The 14,681-nt window shown below is 59.6% G+C and carries 15 protein-coding genes; 4 read left to right on the forward strand and 11 right to left on the reverse strand.

Features of this window, described 5'->3' with window-relative positions; genetic code table 11:
* Positions 1-76: 76 nt before the first annotated feature.
* Positions 77-397 carry an antibiotic biosynthesis monooxygenase family protein gene (locus ODQ19_RS18250; protein ID WP_330210822.1) on the reverse strand — a complete coding sequence of 107 codons (321 nt, stop codon included), beginning with the start codon at positions 395-397 and terminating at the stop codon, positions 77-79.
* Positions 394-1,101, reverse strand: coding sequence for a CTP synthase C-terminal region-related (seleno)protein (locus ODQ19_RS18255; RefSeq protein ID WP_116667879.1), 708 nt, complete (start codon positions 1,099-1,101; stop codon positions 394-396). Before ODQ19_RS18255 ends, ODQ19_RS18250 begins: the two co-directional genes overlap by 4 nt.
* An 80-nt stretch (positions 1,102-1,181) precedes the next feature.
* Here ODQ19_RS18255 and ODQ19_RS18260 point away from each other — a divergent pair, with 80 nt between their 5' ends.
* Entirely contained in the window at positions 1,182-2,066 is an 885-nt protein-coding gene (locus ODQ19_RS18260; protein ID WP_116667880.1) for a LysR family transcriptional regulator, read from the forward strand.
* 24 nt (positions 2,067-2,090) lie between these two features.
* On the opposite strand, the gene ODQ19_RS18265 is transcribed toward ODQ19_RS18260, so the two are convergent.
* From ODQ19_RS18265 to ODQ19_RS18275, 3 genes are all read right to left on the reverse strand, one after another.
* Positions 2,091-3,410 carry a methyl-accepting chemotaxis protein gene (locus tag ODQ19_RS18265; RefSeq protein WP_330210833.1) on the reverse strand — a complete coding sequence of 440 codons (1,320 nt, stop codon included), beginning with the start codon at positions 3,408-3,410 and terminating at the stop codon, positions 2,091-2,093.
* 262 nt (positions 3,411-3,672) lie between these two features.
* Positions 3,673-4,731 carry a diguanylate cyclase gene (locus tag ODQ19_RS18270; RefSeq protein ID WP_330210823.1) on the reverse strand — a complete coding sequence of 353 codons (1,059 nt, stop codon included), beginning with the start codon at positions 4,729-4,731 and terminating at the stop codon, positions 3,673-3,675.
* 186 nt (positions 4,732-4,917) lie between these two features.
* Positions 4,918-5,547 carry a TetR/AcrR family transcriptional regulator gene (locus ODQ19_RS18275; RefSeq protein ID WP_330210824.1) on the reverse strand — a complete coding sequence of 210 codons (630 nt, stop codon included), beginning with the start codon at positions 5,545-5,547 and terminating at the stop codon, positions 4,918-4,920.
* Positions 5,548-5,669: 122 nt separating this feature from the next.
* Between ODQ19_RS18275 and ODQ19_RS18280 the strand changes: the two genes are divergently transcribed.
* From ODQ19_RS18280 to ODQ19_RS18290, 3 genes are all read left to right on the forward strand, one after another.
* Positions 5,670-6,728 (forward strand): MBL fold metallo-hydrolase, encoded by a 1,059-nt coding sequence (locus ODQ19_RS18280; RefSeq protein WP_330210825.1) that lies wholly within the window; start codon positions 5,670-5,672, stop codon positions 6,726-6,728.
* A 71-nt stretch (positions 6,729-6,799) separates the two neighbouring features.
* Entirely contained in the window at positions 6,800-7,531 is a 732-nt protein-coding gene (locus tag ODQ19_RS18285) for a hypothetical protein (protein ID WP_330210826.1), read from the forward strand.
* A 139-nt stretch (positions 7,532-7,670) separates the two neighbouring features.
* Positions 7,671-9,206 carry an amidase family protein gene (locus ODQ19_RS18290; protein WP_330210827.1) on the forward strand — a complete coding sequence of 512 codons (1,536 nt, stop codon included), beginning with the start codon at positions 7,671-7,673 and terminating at the stop codon, positions 9,204-9,206.
* A gap of 63 nt (positions 9,207-9,269) precedes the next feature.
* On the opposite strand, the gene ODQ19_RS18295 is transcribed toward ODQ19_RS18290, so the two are convergent.
* The 6 genes from ODQ19_RS18295 to ODQ19_RS18320 all read right to left on the reverse strand — a co-directional run bounded on the left by ODQ19_RS18295 (position 9,270) and on the right by ODQ19_RS18320 (position 14,595).
* Positions 9,270-9,650: a helix-turn-helix transcriptional regulator gene (locus ODQ19_RS18295; protein ID WP_330210828.1), complete on the reverse strand. Its 381-nt coding sequence runs from the start codon at positions 9,648-9,650 to the stop codon at positions 9,270-9,272.
* Between the two features lie 90 nt (positions 9,651-9,740).
* Positions 9,741-10,691 (reverse strand): hypothetical protein, encoded by a 951-nt coding sequence (locus tag ODQ19_RS18300; protein ID WP_330210829.1) that lies wholly within the window; start codon positions 10,689-10,691, stop codon positions 9,741-9,743.
* A 54-nt stretch (positions 10,692-10,745) separates the two neighbouring features.
* Positions 10,746-11,915, reverse strand: a complete 1,170-nt coding sequence (locus tag ODQ19_RS18305; RefSeq protein WP_330210830.1) for an MFS transporter — start codon at positions 11,913-11,915, stop codon at positions 10,746-10,748.
* Between the two features lie 165 nt (positions 11,916-12,080).
* On the reverse strand, positions 12,081-12,902 hold the full coding sequence (locus tag ODQ19_RS18310) for an ABC transporter substrate-binding protein (protein WP_138763527.1): 822 nt from the start codon (positions 12,900-12,902) through the stop codon (positions 12,081-12,083).
* 25 nt (positions 12,903-12,927) lie between these two features.
* Entirely contained in the window at positions 12,928-13,692 is a 765-nt protein-coding gene (locus ODQ19_RS18315) for an amino acid ABC transporter ATP-binding protein (RefSeq protein ID WP_281113999.1), read from the reverse strand.
* Between the two features lie 24 nt (positions 13,693-13,716).
* A complete protein-coding gene (locus tag ODQ19_RS18320; protein ID WP_019819278.1) occupies positions 13,717-14,595 on the reverse strand; it encodes an amino acid ABC transporter permease in 879 nt (292 codons plus the stop codon).
* Positions 14,596-14,681 lie beyond the last annotated feature (86 nt).

The raw sequence follows: 14,681 nt of genomic DNA on the forward strand, positions 1-14,681 counted from the left end.
GGCATCGATGCGGTGCAGCTGCATCACCGAGGTGTCCGCATCGCAGGCAAGCCAGCTCCCACAAGGGATCAGTGTCTCAAGTGGGGAAGGTGTAGGCCCGTTCTACCTTGCATACCCGCGTGTGAAACGCCGCATACCAGGTGGCCCGTCCTTGCTCGCGCACCTGCCGATGCTCGGCCTGCTGTTTCCAGGCCTGGATCGCCGCCTCGCTGGCCCAGTAGGACACGGTGATCCCCAGCCCATCCTCCCGCGCCGATTCCACCCCAAGAAACCCCGGTTGTTGCCTGGCCAGTTCCAGCATGCGTGTGGCGGCCTCGCCATAACCCAGGTCAGCGTCGGTGCGCAGTGAGCTGAAAATCACCGCGTAATAAGGTGGGGCGGGTGTCTTGGCGATCATGCCGATACCTCCTGGCAGGCCTTGAGCAGCGCAATCGCCAGCGGCGGCGTGATGCCCTTGAGCGCGGCGCGTTCGGGCTGGAACAGGGTGGCGACGAAGAACGGGTGGTCGAGCAATTCCACCGCGCGCAGGTCGCCCGCCGAATCGCGGCCGGTGGGAATCAGGTTGGCGTCCAGCAGGGCGTCGGCGAAGGTGGGGTTGATGCCGTAGCGGCAACGGTAACCCTCGTGGATGTCCAGGCTGCCGTAGGCCTGGGCAATGCGCGTGTACGGGGCCAGGCGCACGGTGTCGCTCACTTCCACCAGGGAGCAGTCCAGCGGCGTGATGACGGCGCGTTCAGCATCCGGCATTAATTCGCCGTGGTGGGCATCGGCCCAGCCGAGCACATGGCGGGCATATTCCAGCACGGCATGTTGAAAACCGCCGCAGGTACCGAGGAAAGGGCGACCTTGTTCGCGGGCAAAACGTATCGCCCGCAGGGCGCCGTCGACATCGCGATAGGGGCTGCCGGGCACGCACCAGAAGCCGTCAAAGTCGTGCAGGGCAGAGGTGCAGGTGGGGGTGTCGGTGTCGAACCATTGCGCCTGAACGCTCAGGCCCAGAGCGTCGGCGGCCTGTTGCAGGGCTACGGGAATCGCCTGGTGGGCTGTCACATCGGGGTTGTAGTCACCGATCAGGGCAAGGTGCAGCGCGGGGGTTGGCATCGTGTACGTCCCATGGCTTGTGGTGGGTTGATACCCACTATAGATTGGCGCTCACGCAATCAATATTGGCGTTTTCCCATATGTTCAATGCAGCTACGCACTATCAAATCGACTACGCCGACCTGTCATTGATCCTGGCCTTGGTGCGCGGCGGTACCCTGGCGCGGGCGGCGGCGCTTCTGCGGGTGGATGTATCCACGGTGTTCCGTGCGGTGCGGCGGCTGGAAGCGGCCCTGGGCCAGACCCTGTTTGAAAAAAGCCGTGCCGGGTATTTGCCCACCAGCCTGACGAGCAACCTGGCACAACAAGCCGAGCGTGCCGAACAGGCCTTGGAGGCGGCGCGCCTTGGCGTGGAGCAGGGCGGTGAAGTCATCAGCGGCACCGTGCGCCTGACCTGCACCGACTCGGTGTTGCAAGGTTTGCTGTTGTCGGCCCTCGCGCAGTTCATGCCGGCCTACCCGGCGCTGACCCTGGAACTGAGCACCTCCAATGACTTCGCTAACCTCAGCCGCCGCGATGCGGATATCGCCTTGCGCCTGACCAAGACGCCGCCAGCGCATCTTGTCGGACGTTGCCTGGGGGCGGTGGCGTATCAGGTGTGTGCCAGTGCCGACTATGCTCGTCAGCACGCAGGCCATGAGTGGGCCGACCTGGCCTGGATCGCGCCGGACGACTTTTTACCCGATCACCCCACCGTCGCCTGGCGCCGTGAGCATTTGCCGAGCGTGCGTCCCCGTTATCGGTGCAACAGCATGCAGTCGGTGACCGAACTGGTACGCGCCGGGTTGGGCGTGGCGGCGTTGCCGGATTTTCTGATGGGCGATGGTCTGCAACCGCTGGGCCCTGCGCTGGCAGGGCACGATACGGCGCTGTGGTTGTTGACGCGGCCTGATTGCCGGGCGTTGCGCTCGGTGGTGACGCTGTTTGATGAGTTGGGGCGGCATGTGCGCTGGCTGCGAAGTTAACCTCCAAACAGCCAGCGCCAATGGTCAGCGATTGCCCCGCTCATTGGCAAACGCGCTGACCGCTTGTACCGCCTCGCCGGTGCCTTCGCGAATCTGCAGGATCACCGTGCCGGCCTGGTTGGCCAGTTCCACACCCTGGGCAGCGCGGTCGCGGGTGGCGTCCATGCTGTCGATGGCTTGGCGGGTTTCGTCCTGGATCATGGCGATCATGCCGGAGATTTCCGCGGTGGAGCCGCTGGTGCGCGCCGCCAGTTGCCGCACTTCATCGGCCACCACGGCAAAGCCACGGCCCTGCTCGCCGGCGCGGGCGGCTTCGATGGCGGCGTTGAGGGCCAGCAAGTTGGTCTGGTCGGCAATGCCGCGAATGGTATTGACGATGGCGGTGATCTGTTGCGAACGTTCGCCCAGCTTGGCGATCAGTTGCGAAGAAGTGTCGATATCCACGGCAATTTCGCGCATGCCGGCGGCGGTTTTCTGAATCACCTCAGCGCCTTTTTCAGCCATCTCCTGGGTGTTCAACGACAGGTGATAAGCCTGGGCGGCGCTCTGTGCGTCAGCGGCATGCTGTAGCACGCGGGCGGTGACGTCCGAGGCGAACTTCACCACTTTGCACAGGCGCCCGCTGGCGTCGTACACCGGGTTGTAGTTGGCTTCCAGCCACACGACCTGGCCGTGTTTATCCACCCGCTCGAACTGGCCATTGAACAGCTCGCCCTGGTTCAAGCGCTTCCAGAACTCACTGTAGGCCGCACTGTTGGCCAGCTCTGGCGTGCAAAACAGGCGGTGATGCTTGCCCTGAATCTGCGCCAGGCTGTAGCCCATGCGCTGCAGGAAATTGCCGTTGGCGGTGATGATGGTGCCGTCGAGGTTGAACTCGATCATTGCCATGGCGCGGTCGATGGCGGCAAGCTTGGCGTTGGCTTCGCTTTCGGCTTGCAGGCGCGGGGTGACGTCCATGGCGTATTTCACCACTTTGATCACTGTCCCCGCTTCATCCCGTACCGGGTTATAGCTGGCTTCCAACCACACCGAGGCGCCGTTGGCGCCTACCCGCTCAAAGGTGCCCGACTGGAATTGGCCGTTGCGCAGGTGCGTCCACAACTGGTTGTAGTCCGCGCTGCGGGCGAACGCAGGGGTACAGAACATCCGGTGGGGCTGGCCCAGGATCTGTTCGGCGCGGTAACCCATGGTCTTGAAGAAGTTGTCATTGGCGCGCAGCACGGTGCCTTGCAGGTCGAATTCGATCACGGCCATGGAGCGCTCGATGGCGTCCAGCAGGCTGGTCTGTTGGGCAAGGCTGTGTTGCAGGGTACTGATGGTTTTCTTGTGAGCGTTGAATAGCATGGTGGAGGGCTCGGGCATGCAAGCGTATGCGGGGTCCATGTATTTGCGCCTGACCCCGTAGGGCCCCTGGCCTTACGGTTGACTTGCTCATTGCCAGCTTCCTGATGCTGACAGAGGGGGTAGAACAACGGTCTCAGAGTGATCAATCGGCCTGGAAGTTCGCCCATCAGGGAGGACTATTTTGGCCAGGCGACCAATGGCGGCATTATGCTATTGCAGCAGGTGGGCGGAGCAAAATTCGGACGAGGTGTCATCAGACAACTCAGGCTGAATGAACGACCGTGCACTCGCTGATCTTGACGCGGTTGCGGCCGCTGTTTTTGGCGGTGTACAACGCGCGATCCGCGGCATCGAGCCACATGACCGCGTCCTTGAAGGACGGGTGGAAATCCGCCAGGCCAATGCTCAGGCTGACGCGCAGGTCTGGGATCTGCGGATGCCGATAGTGACTGAAGGTTTCGCGTAGATGCTCCATTACCTGCGCAGCGGCTTGCAGGGGCATTTTCGGAAGAATCACACAGAACTCATCGCCGCCATAGCGGCCGGCCAGGTCTTCTTCGCGCAAGTGTTCGCGCAGCGCTTGGCTCAACTGGCGCAGCACCGCGTCACCCACGGTGTGGCCATGAACGTCATTGATGTGCTTGAAGTGGTCGATATCGATCAAGGCAATGGTCGCTTGGCCCTGTTGCTGCTGGCACTTGTGAAACTTGAGGTTCAGCAGGTCTTTCCAGGAACCATGGTTGAGCAGGCCAGTGAGGCTGTCGATGCGGCTCAGGGCGCTGAGGGCGCGTTTGTGTTGCGACAGTTTGATCGCCAACTGGTAACAGACCATGCCGATGGCCATCGGGTAGAGCGTCAGCATCGGCAGGCAGGTGTAGACCTCGGTGAGGCTGACGCTGGGGTCGAACTTGATGCCGAACAGGCCCCAGGCCACCGCGATACCGGCCGCCTGTGCCAGCAACCCGCGCAGGAACAGGCGTTTGCCACCGGCTGCGACGTTGTTCATGGCCATCATCGACAGAATAGTCACCGCTGTCAGTGGCGAAAACTGAGCCGCCGCGGCCCAGAATCCGCCCAGCACTGAGTCATATAGGAGGTTGCGTTGTTCGGCCTGGTAGGGAAACGGCGAGTGCGTGGAAATCAGGTACGCCACATGCGGCCAGGCAATGCCGTTGAACAGCAGCAACGCCCAGACCCAACCGGGCATCGACAAGGGATACAAAGCCCCGATCACGCTGATGCTACCGATACCCAGGCCGATAATCCTTGGCGTGTAGATACGCTTGGCAAATGAAAGCCCTTTGCCTGGTCTGTTTTCCATAGTGTCCTGGGTCAACTTTTTTGCGGGTGCAACAGCACGCGTCAGCGGGCAGAGCCGGTGGTCGGATAAGAAAGGTGAATTGTCGATTATTCCCGTGGGATTAATCAGTGTCCTTCCAGGCCATTTGCGCAAAACAGCGGGTAAAAACGCCAGAAACGACCTTAAATGTCGCTCCTGCAACAGGGCTTACTGGGGCGTGCGCTGCGTGCTGGTTTCGTAACCGGCGAGGAACAGGTCGATGGCCGAGTCGATGACGTGGGCCTGGGCGGCAGGGTCGAGGGTGGGCTGGCCGAGGGTGATTTGCGGCCAGAATGCAAAGGCCTTGAGCAGGCTTTGGATCTGGTGGGCGGCGAACGCCGGGTCGGTGCAGGTGAGGCGGCCGTCTTCCTGGGCGGCGCGTACCCATTGGGTAAAGCCTTCTTCCCGCGCACTGAGGCGGTTGACCATGTCTTGCGCGCGCTCCGGCGAATGGATGGTGGCAGCAATGGCCACGCGTGCCAGGTCAAGGAAGTTGGCGTCCGACATCATCTGCATTTTCGCTTCCAGCAATGTGCGCAGTTGGTCGCGCAGTGGGCGGTCGGTGGTGTAGATCACGTCCAGTTGGGCAACGCTGCTGGCCCACAGTTGGTGGAGGATCTCGGCAAACAGTTCTTCCTTGCTGGGGAAGTGGTTGTACACCGTGCGCTTGGAAACGCCAGCGCTGGCGGCGATTTTGTCCATGCTGGTGACCTCGAAGCCGTGCTCGCGAAATTCGGCAATCGCCGCCGCCACGATGGCTTCGCGTTTACGCTCGGTGAGGCGTTTGGGGGCAGTCATGGAAGGCATTCGACTCAACAATGAAATTACACCGGGCAGTTTACTTGCTCCGGATTTTGTTGCAATCTAGAAACTACACTGTGCAGTGTAATACTTGAGCGGACCGCAGGAGTCACTTTGTCATGGCTACGATTTCAACCCGTCTCGACCCTGCGCCCTCGGCGCCCAAGCCTGCCGAGCAGGGCCTGGGGCACTTCAGCAACGACACCCCGGTGCAGCACGGTGGCTTGGGCAAGACCCTGCGTATTTTCTGGAACATGCTGTTCAACAAACCGCGCACGACACGGCCGGTGGGGCAGATTCCGGTACAGCCACTGACCCGCGAGCAGTTATTGGCCGCCCCTGATCACAGCGTGTATCGCCTCGGCCATTCAACCGTGCTGCTGAAAATGCGCGGTAAATTCTGGGTCACCGACCCGGTGTTTGCCGAACGCGCCTCGCCATTCAGTTGGGCCGGCCCCAAGCGTTTTCATCAGCCGCCCATCAGTCTTGATGAGCTGCCAGCGCTGGAAGCGGTGATCCTTTCCCACAATCATTACGACCATCTTGACCGCAAAGCGGTGGTCCAATTGGCCGAAAAGACCCGCTACTTCCTGGCGCCCCTGGGCGTGGGCGACACACTGGTCAAATGGGGCGTAGATGCCAGCAAAGTCCGCCAGTTGCAATGGTGGCAGGGCACCGAGGTCGATGGCGTTCGTTTTGTCTGCACGCCGGCCCAGCACTTTTCCGGGCGCGGCCTGTTTGATGGCAACCAGACCCTGTGGTGCTCCTGGGTGATGATCGACGACACGCGGCGTATCTTTTTTAGTGGCGACACAGGCTATTTCGACGGTTTCAAACGCATCGGCGAGCAATACGGGCCCTTTGACCTCACCCTGATGGAAACCGGCGCTTACAATGTCGATTGGCCCCATGTGCACATGCAGCCGGAGCAGACACTGCAGGCGCATATTGACCTTAAAGGGCGCTGGCTGCTGCCGATTCATAACGGCACCTTCGATCTGGCCTTCCACGCCTGGCACGAACCCTTCGACCGCATCATGGCCCTGGCCTGGGAGCGCAATGTTTCGATCACCACTCCGGCGATGGGTCAGGCTTTTCGCTTGAACCAGCCTGAGCGCGGGCATGCCTGGTGGCTGGAAGTGGAACCTCAATCGGTCAACGAACACGCAGCAGGCTGAGCCAAAGGCCCGTTTGGAAAAGAGCTTTTCAGCGGGTTTCAGCCCTGCGACAAACGTCAAAGGAGAGTGCGATGATCCCCCGGGAATTTTATCTCCGGGAGGGTGTGTCGATGGACAGCCATTGTAAGAAACTTTGGAAGATGGGTTTGCCGTGTGCCTCAGCTCAACCGCTGCCATCGCTAATGAACGCCGTCGACGTTCCCGCTTCACCCCCCGGTGCCGCTCCCCCTTCTATTGTCTTTGGCACCGAGCAACGTGCCGGCGCCACGCCCATACCTGGGTATAACGCCCTGGCTCCCCATATACGGCCGGTGCGCGATCCCGCGCTATCGCTGATCGCCATCAGCGGCGTTGACCCTACCGAACCGGTGATGGTGGAGGTACCGCTGGTATTGAATAACACCACCTTCACCGCCTCGCTGGCGCTGACGGGATATCGTATCGGCTATGCCGAGCATTATGTGCAGGGCAAGCAGGTTGAACGGGTCGAACGCAGTGCGGCCTTGAACCGAGTCTTCGACATCCTGCGCCAGGCTGGTGCGCAATGCGTGGCAGTGGATATGCAGCGCAGCGGTGATTGTCAGCAGGCTTGTCATGAAATCGACGAGCTGGTGGCAGGTCTTCGCCTTGATGCCTTGGTGTCAGAGGATCCCGAAGCCGCCTTTCATCACGCCTGTAAAAGCGGCTACCCCAGTATGTGTGAAACCCTGGAAGACGGCTCCAAGGTCTGGTTTTACGGTGCGCGCTGGGCGGGTGATCGCTTGGGGGCGCTGGTACGAGCTTACCGCGTGCTGCGGCCGTAGGTATTGGTGCCTACACCTGGCTGGGAAGGGTAGGACGCGGCGGCAGGATTCGCCTGAAATAGTGGTGGGTTGTCGGCTCTTAGACTGGTGCGGTGCTATCGACCGATAGCTCACACTCAGTCAAACAGAGGGGCACTTCATGATCGGACCAGTTTCGGCAGGTGGATGGGCGACAGGCCTGCTTCAGGAGCTTTCAAACCCAGTGCAAGGTTTCAAGAGTGCCTGCCAGATGTCAGTGGAGATGGCCCAAGGAGGCGGCGTCACTTCAGAGTCACTGTTGAAGGACTCGCTCAAGCAAATTGCCAATATTGATCGTGGGCTCCAGGGCGGCAATGCTTTTTTGGAAACCAATCCGGATGCCCTCAGTGAGGCGAAGGCTCGCGATCAGGAACGTGCCAATGGCCGTGTGCGCGGGCATTTGCATGGCGTGCCGATAGCGTTGAAGGATGTCTTTGAAACCAATGACCGTATGCAGACCAGTGCAGGCTCCAAGGCGTTGGTGGGCGCGCCTGCCGCCCGGAATGCCAAGGTCGTCGACAATTTGCTGAAAGCCGGCGTGGTAATTGTAGGCAAAACCAATATGAGTGAGCTGTCCAACTTTCGCTCACTCAAATCGGCGGATGGCTGGAGCTCCCGAGGTGGCCAGACGTTGAACCCACATCGACTCGGAGGGCCGGTGGCAGGCTCCAGTTCAGGTTCGGCCGTGGCGGTCGCCCAGGGGCATGTGCCCGTGGCATTGGGGTTGGAAACCAACGGATCGATCATCAGCCCCGCAGCCTACAACGGTGTGTTTGGCCTGAAAACAACGACGGGCCTGGTCAGTACCGAAGGCGTCATGACCAGCACCCGCATGGATGCGGTGGGGACCTTCACCCGCAATATCTGTGACGCGGCAGAAGCGCTCAATGCAATGACCGAGACCAACGTCTACACCGAGGGCCTGCACGCTGATGCCTTGAAGGGTAAGCGAATTGGCTACACCCCTTTGCCTGAATTGTCCGCAGAGGAGGCCAAAGACCCGGCCAAGCGCGCAGACCGCAAGCACTATGAGGCGGCGCTCGAAGTGATGAAGGCCCAAGGGGCGATTCTGGTGCCTGTGGAGCGTTTGGACGCCGGTGTCCCCGATGAAGCCTATGAGGGTTATAACGAGGCGCTGTTCTCGGAGGTCAAGCAACAACTGGAAGACTATTTGGCTGGGCGGGAAGGTTTGCCTGTCAAGTCACTTTCTGAGCTGATTGCTTTTATCAAACGCACGCAGAAACCTGATGAGCCTGACCAGAAACTGCTGGAAATGATCAATGAGTTGGAGACCACCCCGCAAAAGCGCGAGGCACTGTGGGAAGCCATCCTTCCTGTATTTCAGAAGACCATTGATGACCCCCTGAAGGAGCGCAAGCTCGACGCCATGGTGTCGAACTTTCTGACCCACAATTATTTCTACAGTGCGGCCGCCGGGTATCCCGGTATATCCGTTCCGTCTGGCATGGATGATGAGGGCATGCCCACGGCAATTTACGTGTATGGCTCCGGAAACAGTGAAGCCACCTTGCTGTCAGTCGCCCATGGTTATGAACAAGCCTCGCAGGCCATTCAAAAACCGGCTTTTCTCCCAGGTGCACCCTTAACACCGACACCTGCCAGTACAGACGACGCGGTTGAGGCTATTGGCATTTGAGCTTGAATCAGCCTCTGCTGGCCACTACCGCGCAGAGGTTGTGCCCGGTGATACACCTGGACTCTACGCACCATTCGCTTGAGGCGTAGGTGAGTCAATGGTTGCGGTGGTGGAACCCATCAACCGAGAGATGAGGCCTTGCGCAGAGGGCTGCGCCGCTGCGGTATCAAACCGGCGCGCACTCATCCCCCACCCCGGTGCGAACCCCGGGAAAAACACCAGCCCTTCGGCCTCCAGGCGAAACGCCAGGATCAAACGGGTTTCATCGTCCACGTCGCCGTGGCCTTCCAATTTCTCGATTGCCTGCACTGCCACGCCAGCCTGGCGAGCCAGCTCTTCGCGGCTCCAGCCCAGCATGACGCGCGCCTGCGCGCAGTGTTTGGCGGTGAACTGATGCAGGACGATCTGTTGTTCTACGAAAGAACTCATTGCCAGAGAGGACATGGGGTTTCTCCAGGTTCGACAGGGGAGGTGCAACTATACTGTGTTTTTGTACAGTTGTTTCTACCGCTCATCCACTGGTGTTGCAACCCCTTATGATTCCAGCCCCGGCGCCTCGCGAATAATCAGGTGATCCAGGTTCTCGATCCTGGCGCTGAATACCCCGAACGTCTGCTCGGGGTTTTTCTGGCTGGGTACCTGCACAAGCTGCGGTGTGACCCCATAGAAAAAGCAATACAGGGGCCGTTCACTGCTGGCCGCCGCCTTGATCTGCTCCAGGAATGCCGTGCGCTTGCGGTAGTTTTCGATGAGCTTTTTGCTCAGGTAGACGTTCACCGAATAAGGCTTCTTGTCGAGCCACACCTTCTTTTCGAAATCGATGCGAAAGCTGCTGGTGTAGTCTTTGATGGTCTTGATCTTGCCCCAGTAAATCAAGCCCTGGTTGTCTTGCAGGTATTCGATCTTCTTGAAGAATGCCCAGTAGGTCGCGCTGTGTTCACCGATCTTCAAAGGCATGGCCTTGAGCTTGTCCTTGTCATCGATGTTGGACACGTAGCACTCCACCGGGTGTGCGAACACGCTGGTTTTGTCCGGGGTTGTGTCATTGCTGCCAGAGGATGTCGTAGCGCGGTTCGCAGGCGCTTTCGTCGGTTCTTGTAGGACGCTTCCATCGGTGCCGACTACCGGCGTTTTAGGCTCGTACAGTCGCCGTGTCAGCACAAATTCCGATGGGAAATTTTCCTCACGCTCGTCGTCACTTTCACCCGTCGCAGGTTTATGGCTGCCGGCATAGCGGCAGCCGTCGATATGCCGCGTGCCGGGTTTGTTCTTGAAGTGTGGCGTGCGCGGGTAGTTGACGTTCTTTGCGTTGAAAGTGCTCAACGCATTGGTGCTATCGAACGCCGCGCGGCAGGCGTCGTTGGGGCACAGGAAGCTGTCCTTGTCGGAATCGAAGACGGTGGTTTCGTCGAAATTCAGGTCTCGCACGTCATAGATCGACAGCTTGTCGTCGAGACTCAGGCTGTAGGCCGTGTCGAATTTCATAGGGCTCGGGTCCGTCAGAGGTTTGGCTATTAATAGCCGGATCTAGCGTAAATATCAGCAAGAACCTGCCACGCGTCGCCCGCTCAAGAAACACAGGGTGCCGCCCATGGCCGTGAGTGCGGCCAAGGCAAAGAACATGCTGGTGGGCGCAGCATTGATCAGCAGGTAGCCACAAATCACCGGGCTCATGGCCCCGCCAAACGCGGCCAGGTTCTGTGCCCCGTAATAACTGCCCCGTAGCGCATCCGGCGCGATGGTGTCGATAAACAGGAACTCAGAGGGGTAGATGATCATCTCGCCCAAGGTGAACACGAACATCGCCAGGCACCAGCTCAGCAGACTGTTTGCCTGGCTGAAGCCGATCAGCCCGGCAATAAACAGCAAGGTGCCCAGTACGATCCAATGGCGCAGTTGCTCGCGCTTGAGAAATCGGCCGATTTGGTACTGCATCACAATCACGGTGATGGCGTTGCAGGCGAGCACCGCCGACAGAATTTTCAGTGCTTGGTCGGGTTTGTAGGCCACTAGCAAAAACTGCGACAGATAAAGGGTGTAGCGCCCATGGACGATGGTGCTCAACAGGCTGCCGCTGGTGAACAGGATCAACGTTCGGTCGCTGCGCAAGGTGCGCAGGGTGCTGAGAAAACTCTGGGGTTTATGACTCTCGTCCCGTTGAGTCGGCGCAATACCGATCATCAGGAACAGGCTGCCAAAGGCAATGGCACTGGCAATCAGGAACGGCGCCCACGGCAGTTGGCCGGCAATCAATACACCCAACATCGGGCCCGTGGCATAACCGACATTGGTCAGGGTGTAGCGCAGGGAAAACACCTTGGCGCGCTCACCCACCGGCAGGTTCTCGCTGATGATCGCCTTGGAGCCGATCAGGAACAGCGCCGACGCGGCTTCAGTCACAACAAGGGTCAGCGTGGTGAGGTAGAGGTTGCTGGCAAAGGTCAGCAACAAAAAACCGATGGAGCTGGAGAGCATGGCCAGGATCAGCAGTTTGCGCTTTTCCAGGCGGTCGATGATGTAGCCGCCGTACAATCCCATGAGCGTGGCGATGAACACGGCGACCCCCATCAGCAGGCCGATGTCCTGCTGGTCGAGGCCCAGGCGTGTGCTCAGCCAGAGGGCTAGCAGCGGGCTGGTCATGGCGCGGCTGACCACGATGGTCACCGAGCAGATCATCAGGCGACGGATTACCAGGGAGTAGGTGGCCACGGTGGGGTGGGGTCCTTGTTATACCTTCACGACAAACAACTTGAATGTGAACACCGATCCAGTGTGGGAGCTGGCTTGCCTGCGATAGCGGTGGGCCAGCTTGCATCGTCATTGGCTGATCTACCGCTATCGCAGGCAAGCCAGCTCCCACAGGTTTTGCGGTGTTTACTGGCCTGCGTTTATGCTGATTTTCTCGACCGCCCCTTGCTCCAGATCCCACTTCTTCAGAATCTTGCCGTAGGTCCCGTCATCAATCATGCCCTGCAACGCTTCACTGATCGCCGTGACCAACTCGGTATTGCTCTTCTCAATCCCAAGCCCGGTGAATTGCTTGGAAATCGCCAGGCCCACCGGCTTGTACTTGCCCTTGTCCAGCGACATCAAATAAGGAATGGTTTCGCTGCCTTGCATCGCCGCATCCAGGCGGTTCTGCTGCAACTGTGCCCGCGCATCTGCCGAGCCTTCGGTGCCGATCACCACGATTGCCGGCTTACCGGCCGCTTCGCAGTTTGCCTTGCTCCAGGCGGTAATTTCCGACGGCCAGGTGGTGCGGCGGCTGGTGCCGACTTTTTTACCGCATAGGTCGGTCAATTCCTTGATCTCTTCGCGCTTGGCCAGGGTGTACAGCTGCGGGCCGCTGGTGAAGTAGTCGATAAAGGTCACGGCCTTCTGGCGCTCGGCGGTGTCGGTCATGCCCGACAGCACAATGTCGACGCGCTTGGTGGTCAGGCCGCTGAGCATCTGTTCGAAGCCGGTTTCCTGCCATTTGATCTTCACGCCCAGTCGCTCGGCCAGGGCGTTGCCCAGGTCGAAATCAAAACCGGTGAGTTTGTTGGTGGCCGGGTCCTTGAAGTCCATCGGCGGGTAGTTCGGCACGATGGCCGCGCTGATCTCACCCTTGTCCTTGATGGCTTGCGGCAAGGCTGCGAATACACATGAGGAGGCCATCAGGCCTGCAAGCAAGGTCGGGATAAACATCTTTTTCATGGGGGCGTTCTCGTTAGTTTTTTAGTTAAGTGCGAACGGCAGAAATAAAGCTTTGGGTACGCGGGTTTTGTGGGCTTATTAGAATGTCTTCCGGGCTGCCGGCTTCCACAATCTGGCCGGCATCCATAAACACCATGCGGTTGGACACTTCGCGAGCGAAGCCCAATTCATGGGTGACCACGATCATGGTCATGCCAGTGGTGGCCAAATCGCGCATCACTGACAGCACTTCGCCTACCAGCTCCGGGTCGAGGGCTGACGTGGGTTCGTCAAACAGCATCAACTTGGGGCGCATCGCCAGCGCACGGGCAATCGCCACACGTTGCTGCTGGCCACCGGACAATTCCACCGGGTAGGCATTGCGCTTGTCCGCCAGGCCAACGCGGGCCAGCAGTTCCAGCGCATCTTCGATGGCTTCCTTGGGCGAGCGCTTGAGCACCTGGCAGGGGCCTTCGATAATGTTCTGCAACACGGTCATGTGCGGGAACAAATTGAACCGCTGGAACACCATGCCGGTGGCCAGGCGCTGGCGGGCGATCTGCACTTCGTTCATCTCGTGCAGCTTGTTGCCGACCACCCGGTAGCCGACCAGTTCGCCATCGACCCACAGGCCGCCCTTGTCGATTTTTTCCAGCTGATTGACGCAACGCAGCAGGGTACTTTTGCCCGAGCCGGACGGGCCGATGATGCACATCACCTCGCCTTGCTCGACCTCGATATTGATGTCACGCAGGGCGTGATACTGGTCGTAATACTTGTTCAGGTTGACGGCCTTGACGATGCTTCTCATGGGGCAAATCTCCTCAACCCAGACTTACGAACGCTTGCCGGCGCCGCGGGCAAAACGACGCTCGAGGCGGCTTTGACCAAATGAAAGAACAGTCACCACCGCCAGGTACCAGATGCCCGCCACAATCAGCAGCTCCATCACCCGGGCGTTGGCGTAGTAGATGTTTTGCGCGTTGTGCAGCAGCTCCGAGTACTGGATCACACTGGCCAGGCTGGTCATTTTCACCATGCTGATGAACTCGTTGCCCACGGGCGGGATGATCACGCGCATGGCCTGCGGCAGAATGATCCTACGCAGCGCCTGCAGGCTCGGCATGCCGATAGACTTGGCCGCCTCGTATTGGCCGGTGTCCACCGACAGCAAGCCGGCACGCACCACCTCGGCGGTGTAGGCGCCCTGGTTGATGCTCAAGCCGAGCAGGGCGGCCACGAAGGGCGTCATCAGGTCGACGGTGTCGATGCTGAACAGGCCGGGAATTGCGATCACCGGAAAGATCAACGCCAGGTTGAACCACAGCAACAGCTGCAGAATCAGCGGTGTGCCGCGAAACAGCCAGGTGTAGGTGATGGCCACGTAACGCAGGATCGGGTTGGCCGACATGCGCATGATCGCCGTGATCACGCCGATCACCACGCCTAATGCCATCGCCAGGATCGACATGACAATGGTGTTCACCAGGCCCCAGAGGATGGCTTGCGACGTGAGGAACTGACCAATGTAGGACCATTCGATCTGGCCATTGGCAAACGCGCGCAATAGCGCCGCCAACACAATTACGATCAACGTGGCAAAAAACATCCGCCCGTAATAGCGCCGCGGCACATGCTCGTACTGCGTGATATCGAACTGGTTCTCAGACAACTTGCGCTCGGCTTCCAAGCGCTCGGCCGGGGTTTGATTCATGCTGCTACTCCAAAACTAATGACGCTCTAACCGATGTACACGGTGTTACGGTTGAAACCCGGTCAAATGTGGGAGCTGGCTTGCCT

It is taken from the genome of Pseudomonas sp. AM4(2022) (assembly GCF_036346515.1).
GTDB lineage: Bacteria > Pseudomonadota > Gammaproteobacteria > Pseudomonadales > Pseudomonadaceae > Aquipseudomonas > Aquipseudomonas paracarnis.

Bases quoted from the DNA above. Each gene is read 5' to 3' on its own strand.
- ODQ19_RS18270 (WP_330210823.1), bottom strand. From the start codon at position 4,731: ATGGAAAACAGACCAGGCAAAGGGCTTTCATTTGCCAAGCGTATCTAC.
- ODQ19_RS18285 (WP_330210826.1), top strand. From the start codon at position 6,800: ATGATCCCCCGGGAATTTTATCTCCGGGAGGGTGTGTCGATGGACAGC.
- ODQ19_RS18280 (WP_330210825.1), top strand. From the start codon at position 5,670: ATGGCTACGATTTCAACCCGTCTCGACCCTGCGCCCTCGGCGCCCAAG.
- ODQ19_RS18250 (WP_330210822.1), bottom strand. From the start codon at position 397: ATGATCGCCAAGACACCCGCCCCACCTTATTACGCGGTGATTTTCAGC.
- ODQ19_RS18300 (WP_330210829.1), bottom strand. From the start codon at position 10,691: ATGAAATTCGACACGGCCTACAGCCTGAGTCTCGACGACAAGCTGTCG.
- ODQ19_RS18265 (WP_330210833.1), bottom strand. From the start codon at position 3,410: ATGCTATTCAACGCTCACAAGAAAACCATCAGTACCCTGCAACACAGC.
- ODQ19_RS18320 (WP_019819278.1), bottom strand. From the start codon at position 14,595: ATGAATCAAACCCCGGCCGAGCGCTTGGAAGCCGAGCGCAAGTTGTCT.
- ODQ19_RS18290 (WP_330210827.1), top strand. From the start codon at position 7,671: ATGATCGGACCAGTTTCGGCAGGTGGATGGGCGACAGGCCTGCTTCAG.
- ODQ19_RS18310 (WP_138763527.1), bottom strand. From the start codon at position 12,902: ATGAAAAAGATGTTTATCCCGACCTTGCTTGCAGGCCTGATGGCCTCC.
- ODQ19_RS18260 (WP_116667880.1), top strand. From the start codon at position 1,182: ATGTTCAATGCAGCTACGCACTATCAAATCGACTACGCCGACCTGTCA.
- ODQ19_RS18275 (WP_330210824.1), bottom strand. From the start codon at position 5,547: ATGACTGCCCCCAAACGCCTCACCGAGCGTAAACGCGAAGCCATCGTG.
- ODQ19_RS18315 (WP_281113999.1), bottom strand. From the start codon at position 13,692: ATGAGAAGCATCGTCAAGGCCGTCAACCTGAACAAGTATTACGACCAG.
- ODQ19_RS18255 (WP_116667879.1), bottom strand. From the start codon at position 1,101: ATGCCAACCCCCGCGCTGCACCTTGCCCTGATCGGTGACTACAACCCC.
- ODQ19_RS18295 (WP_330210828.1), bottom strand. From the start codon at position 9,650: ATGTCCTCTCTGGCAATGAGTTCTTTCGTAGAACAACAGATCGTCCTG.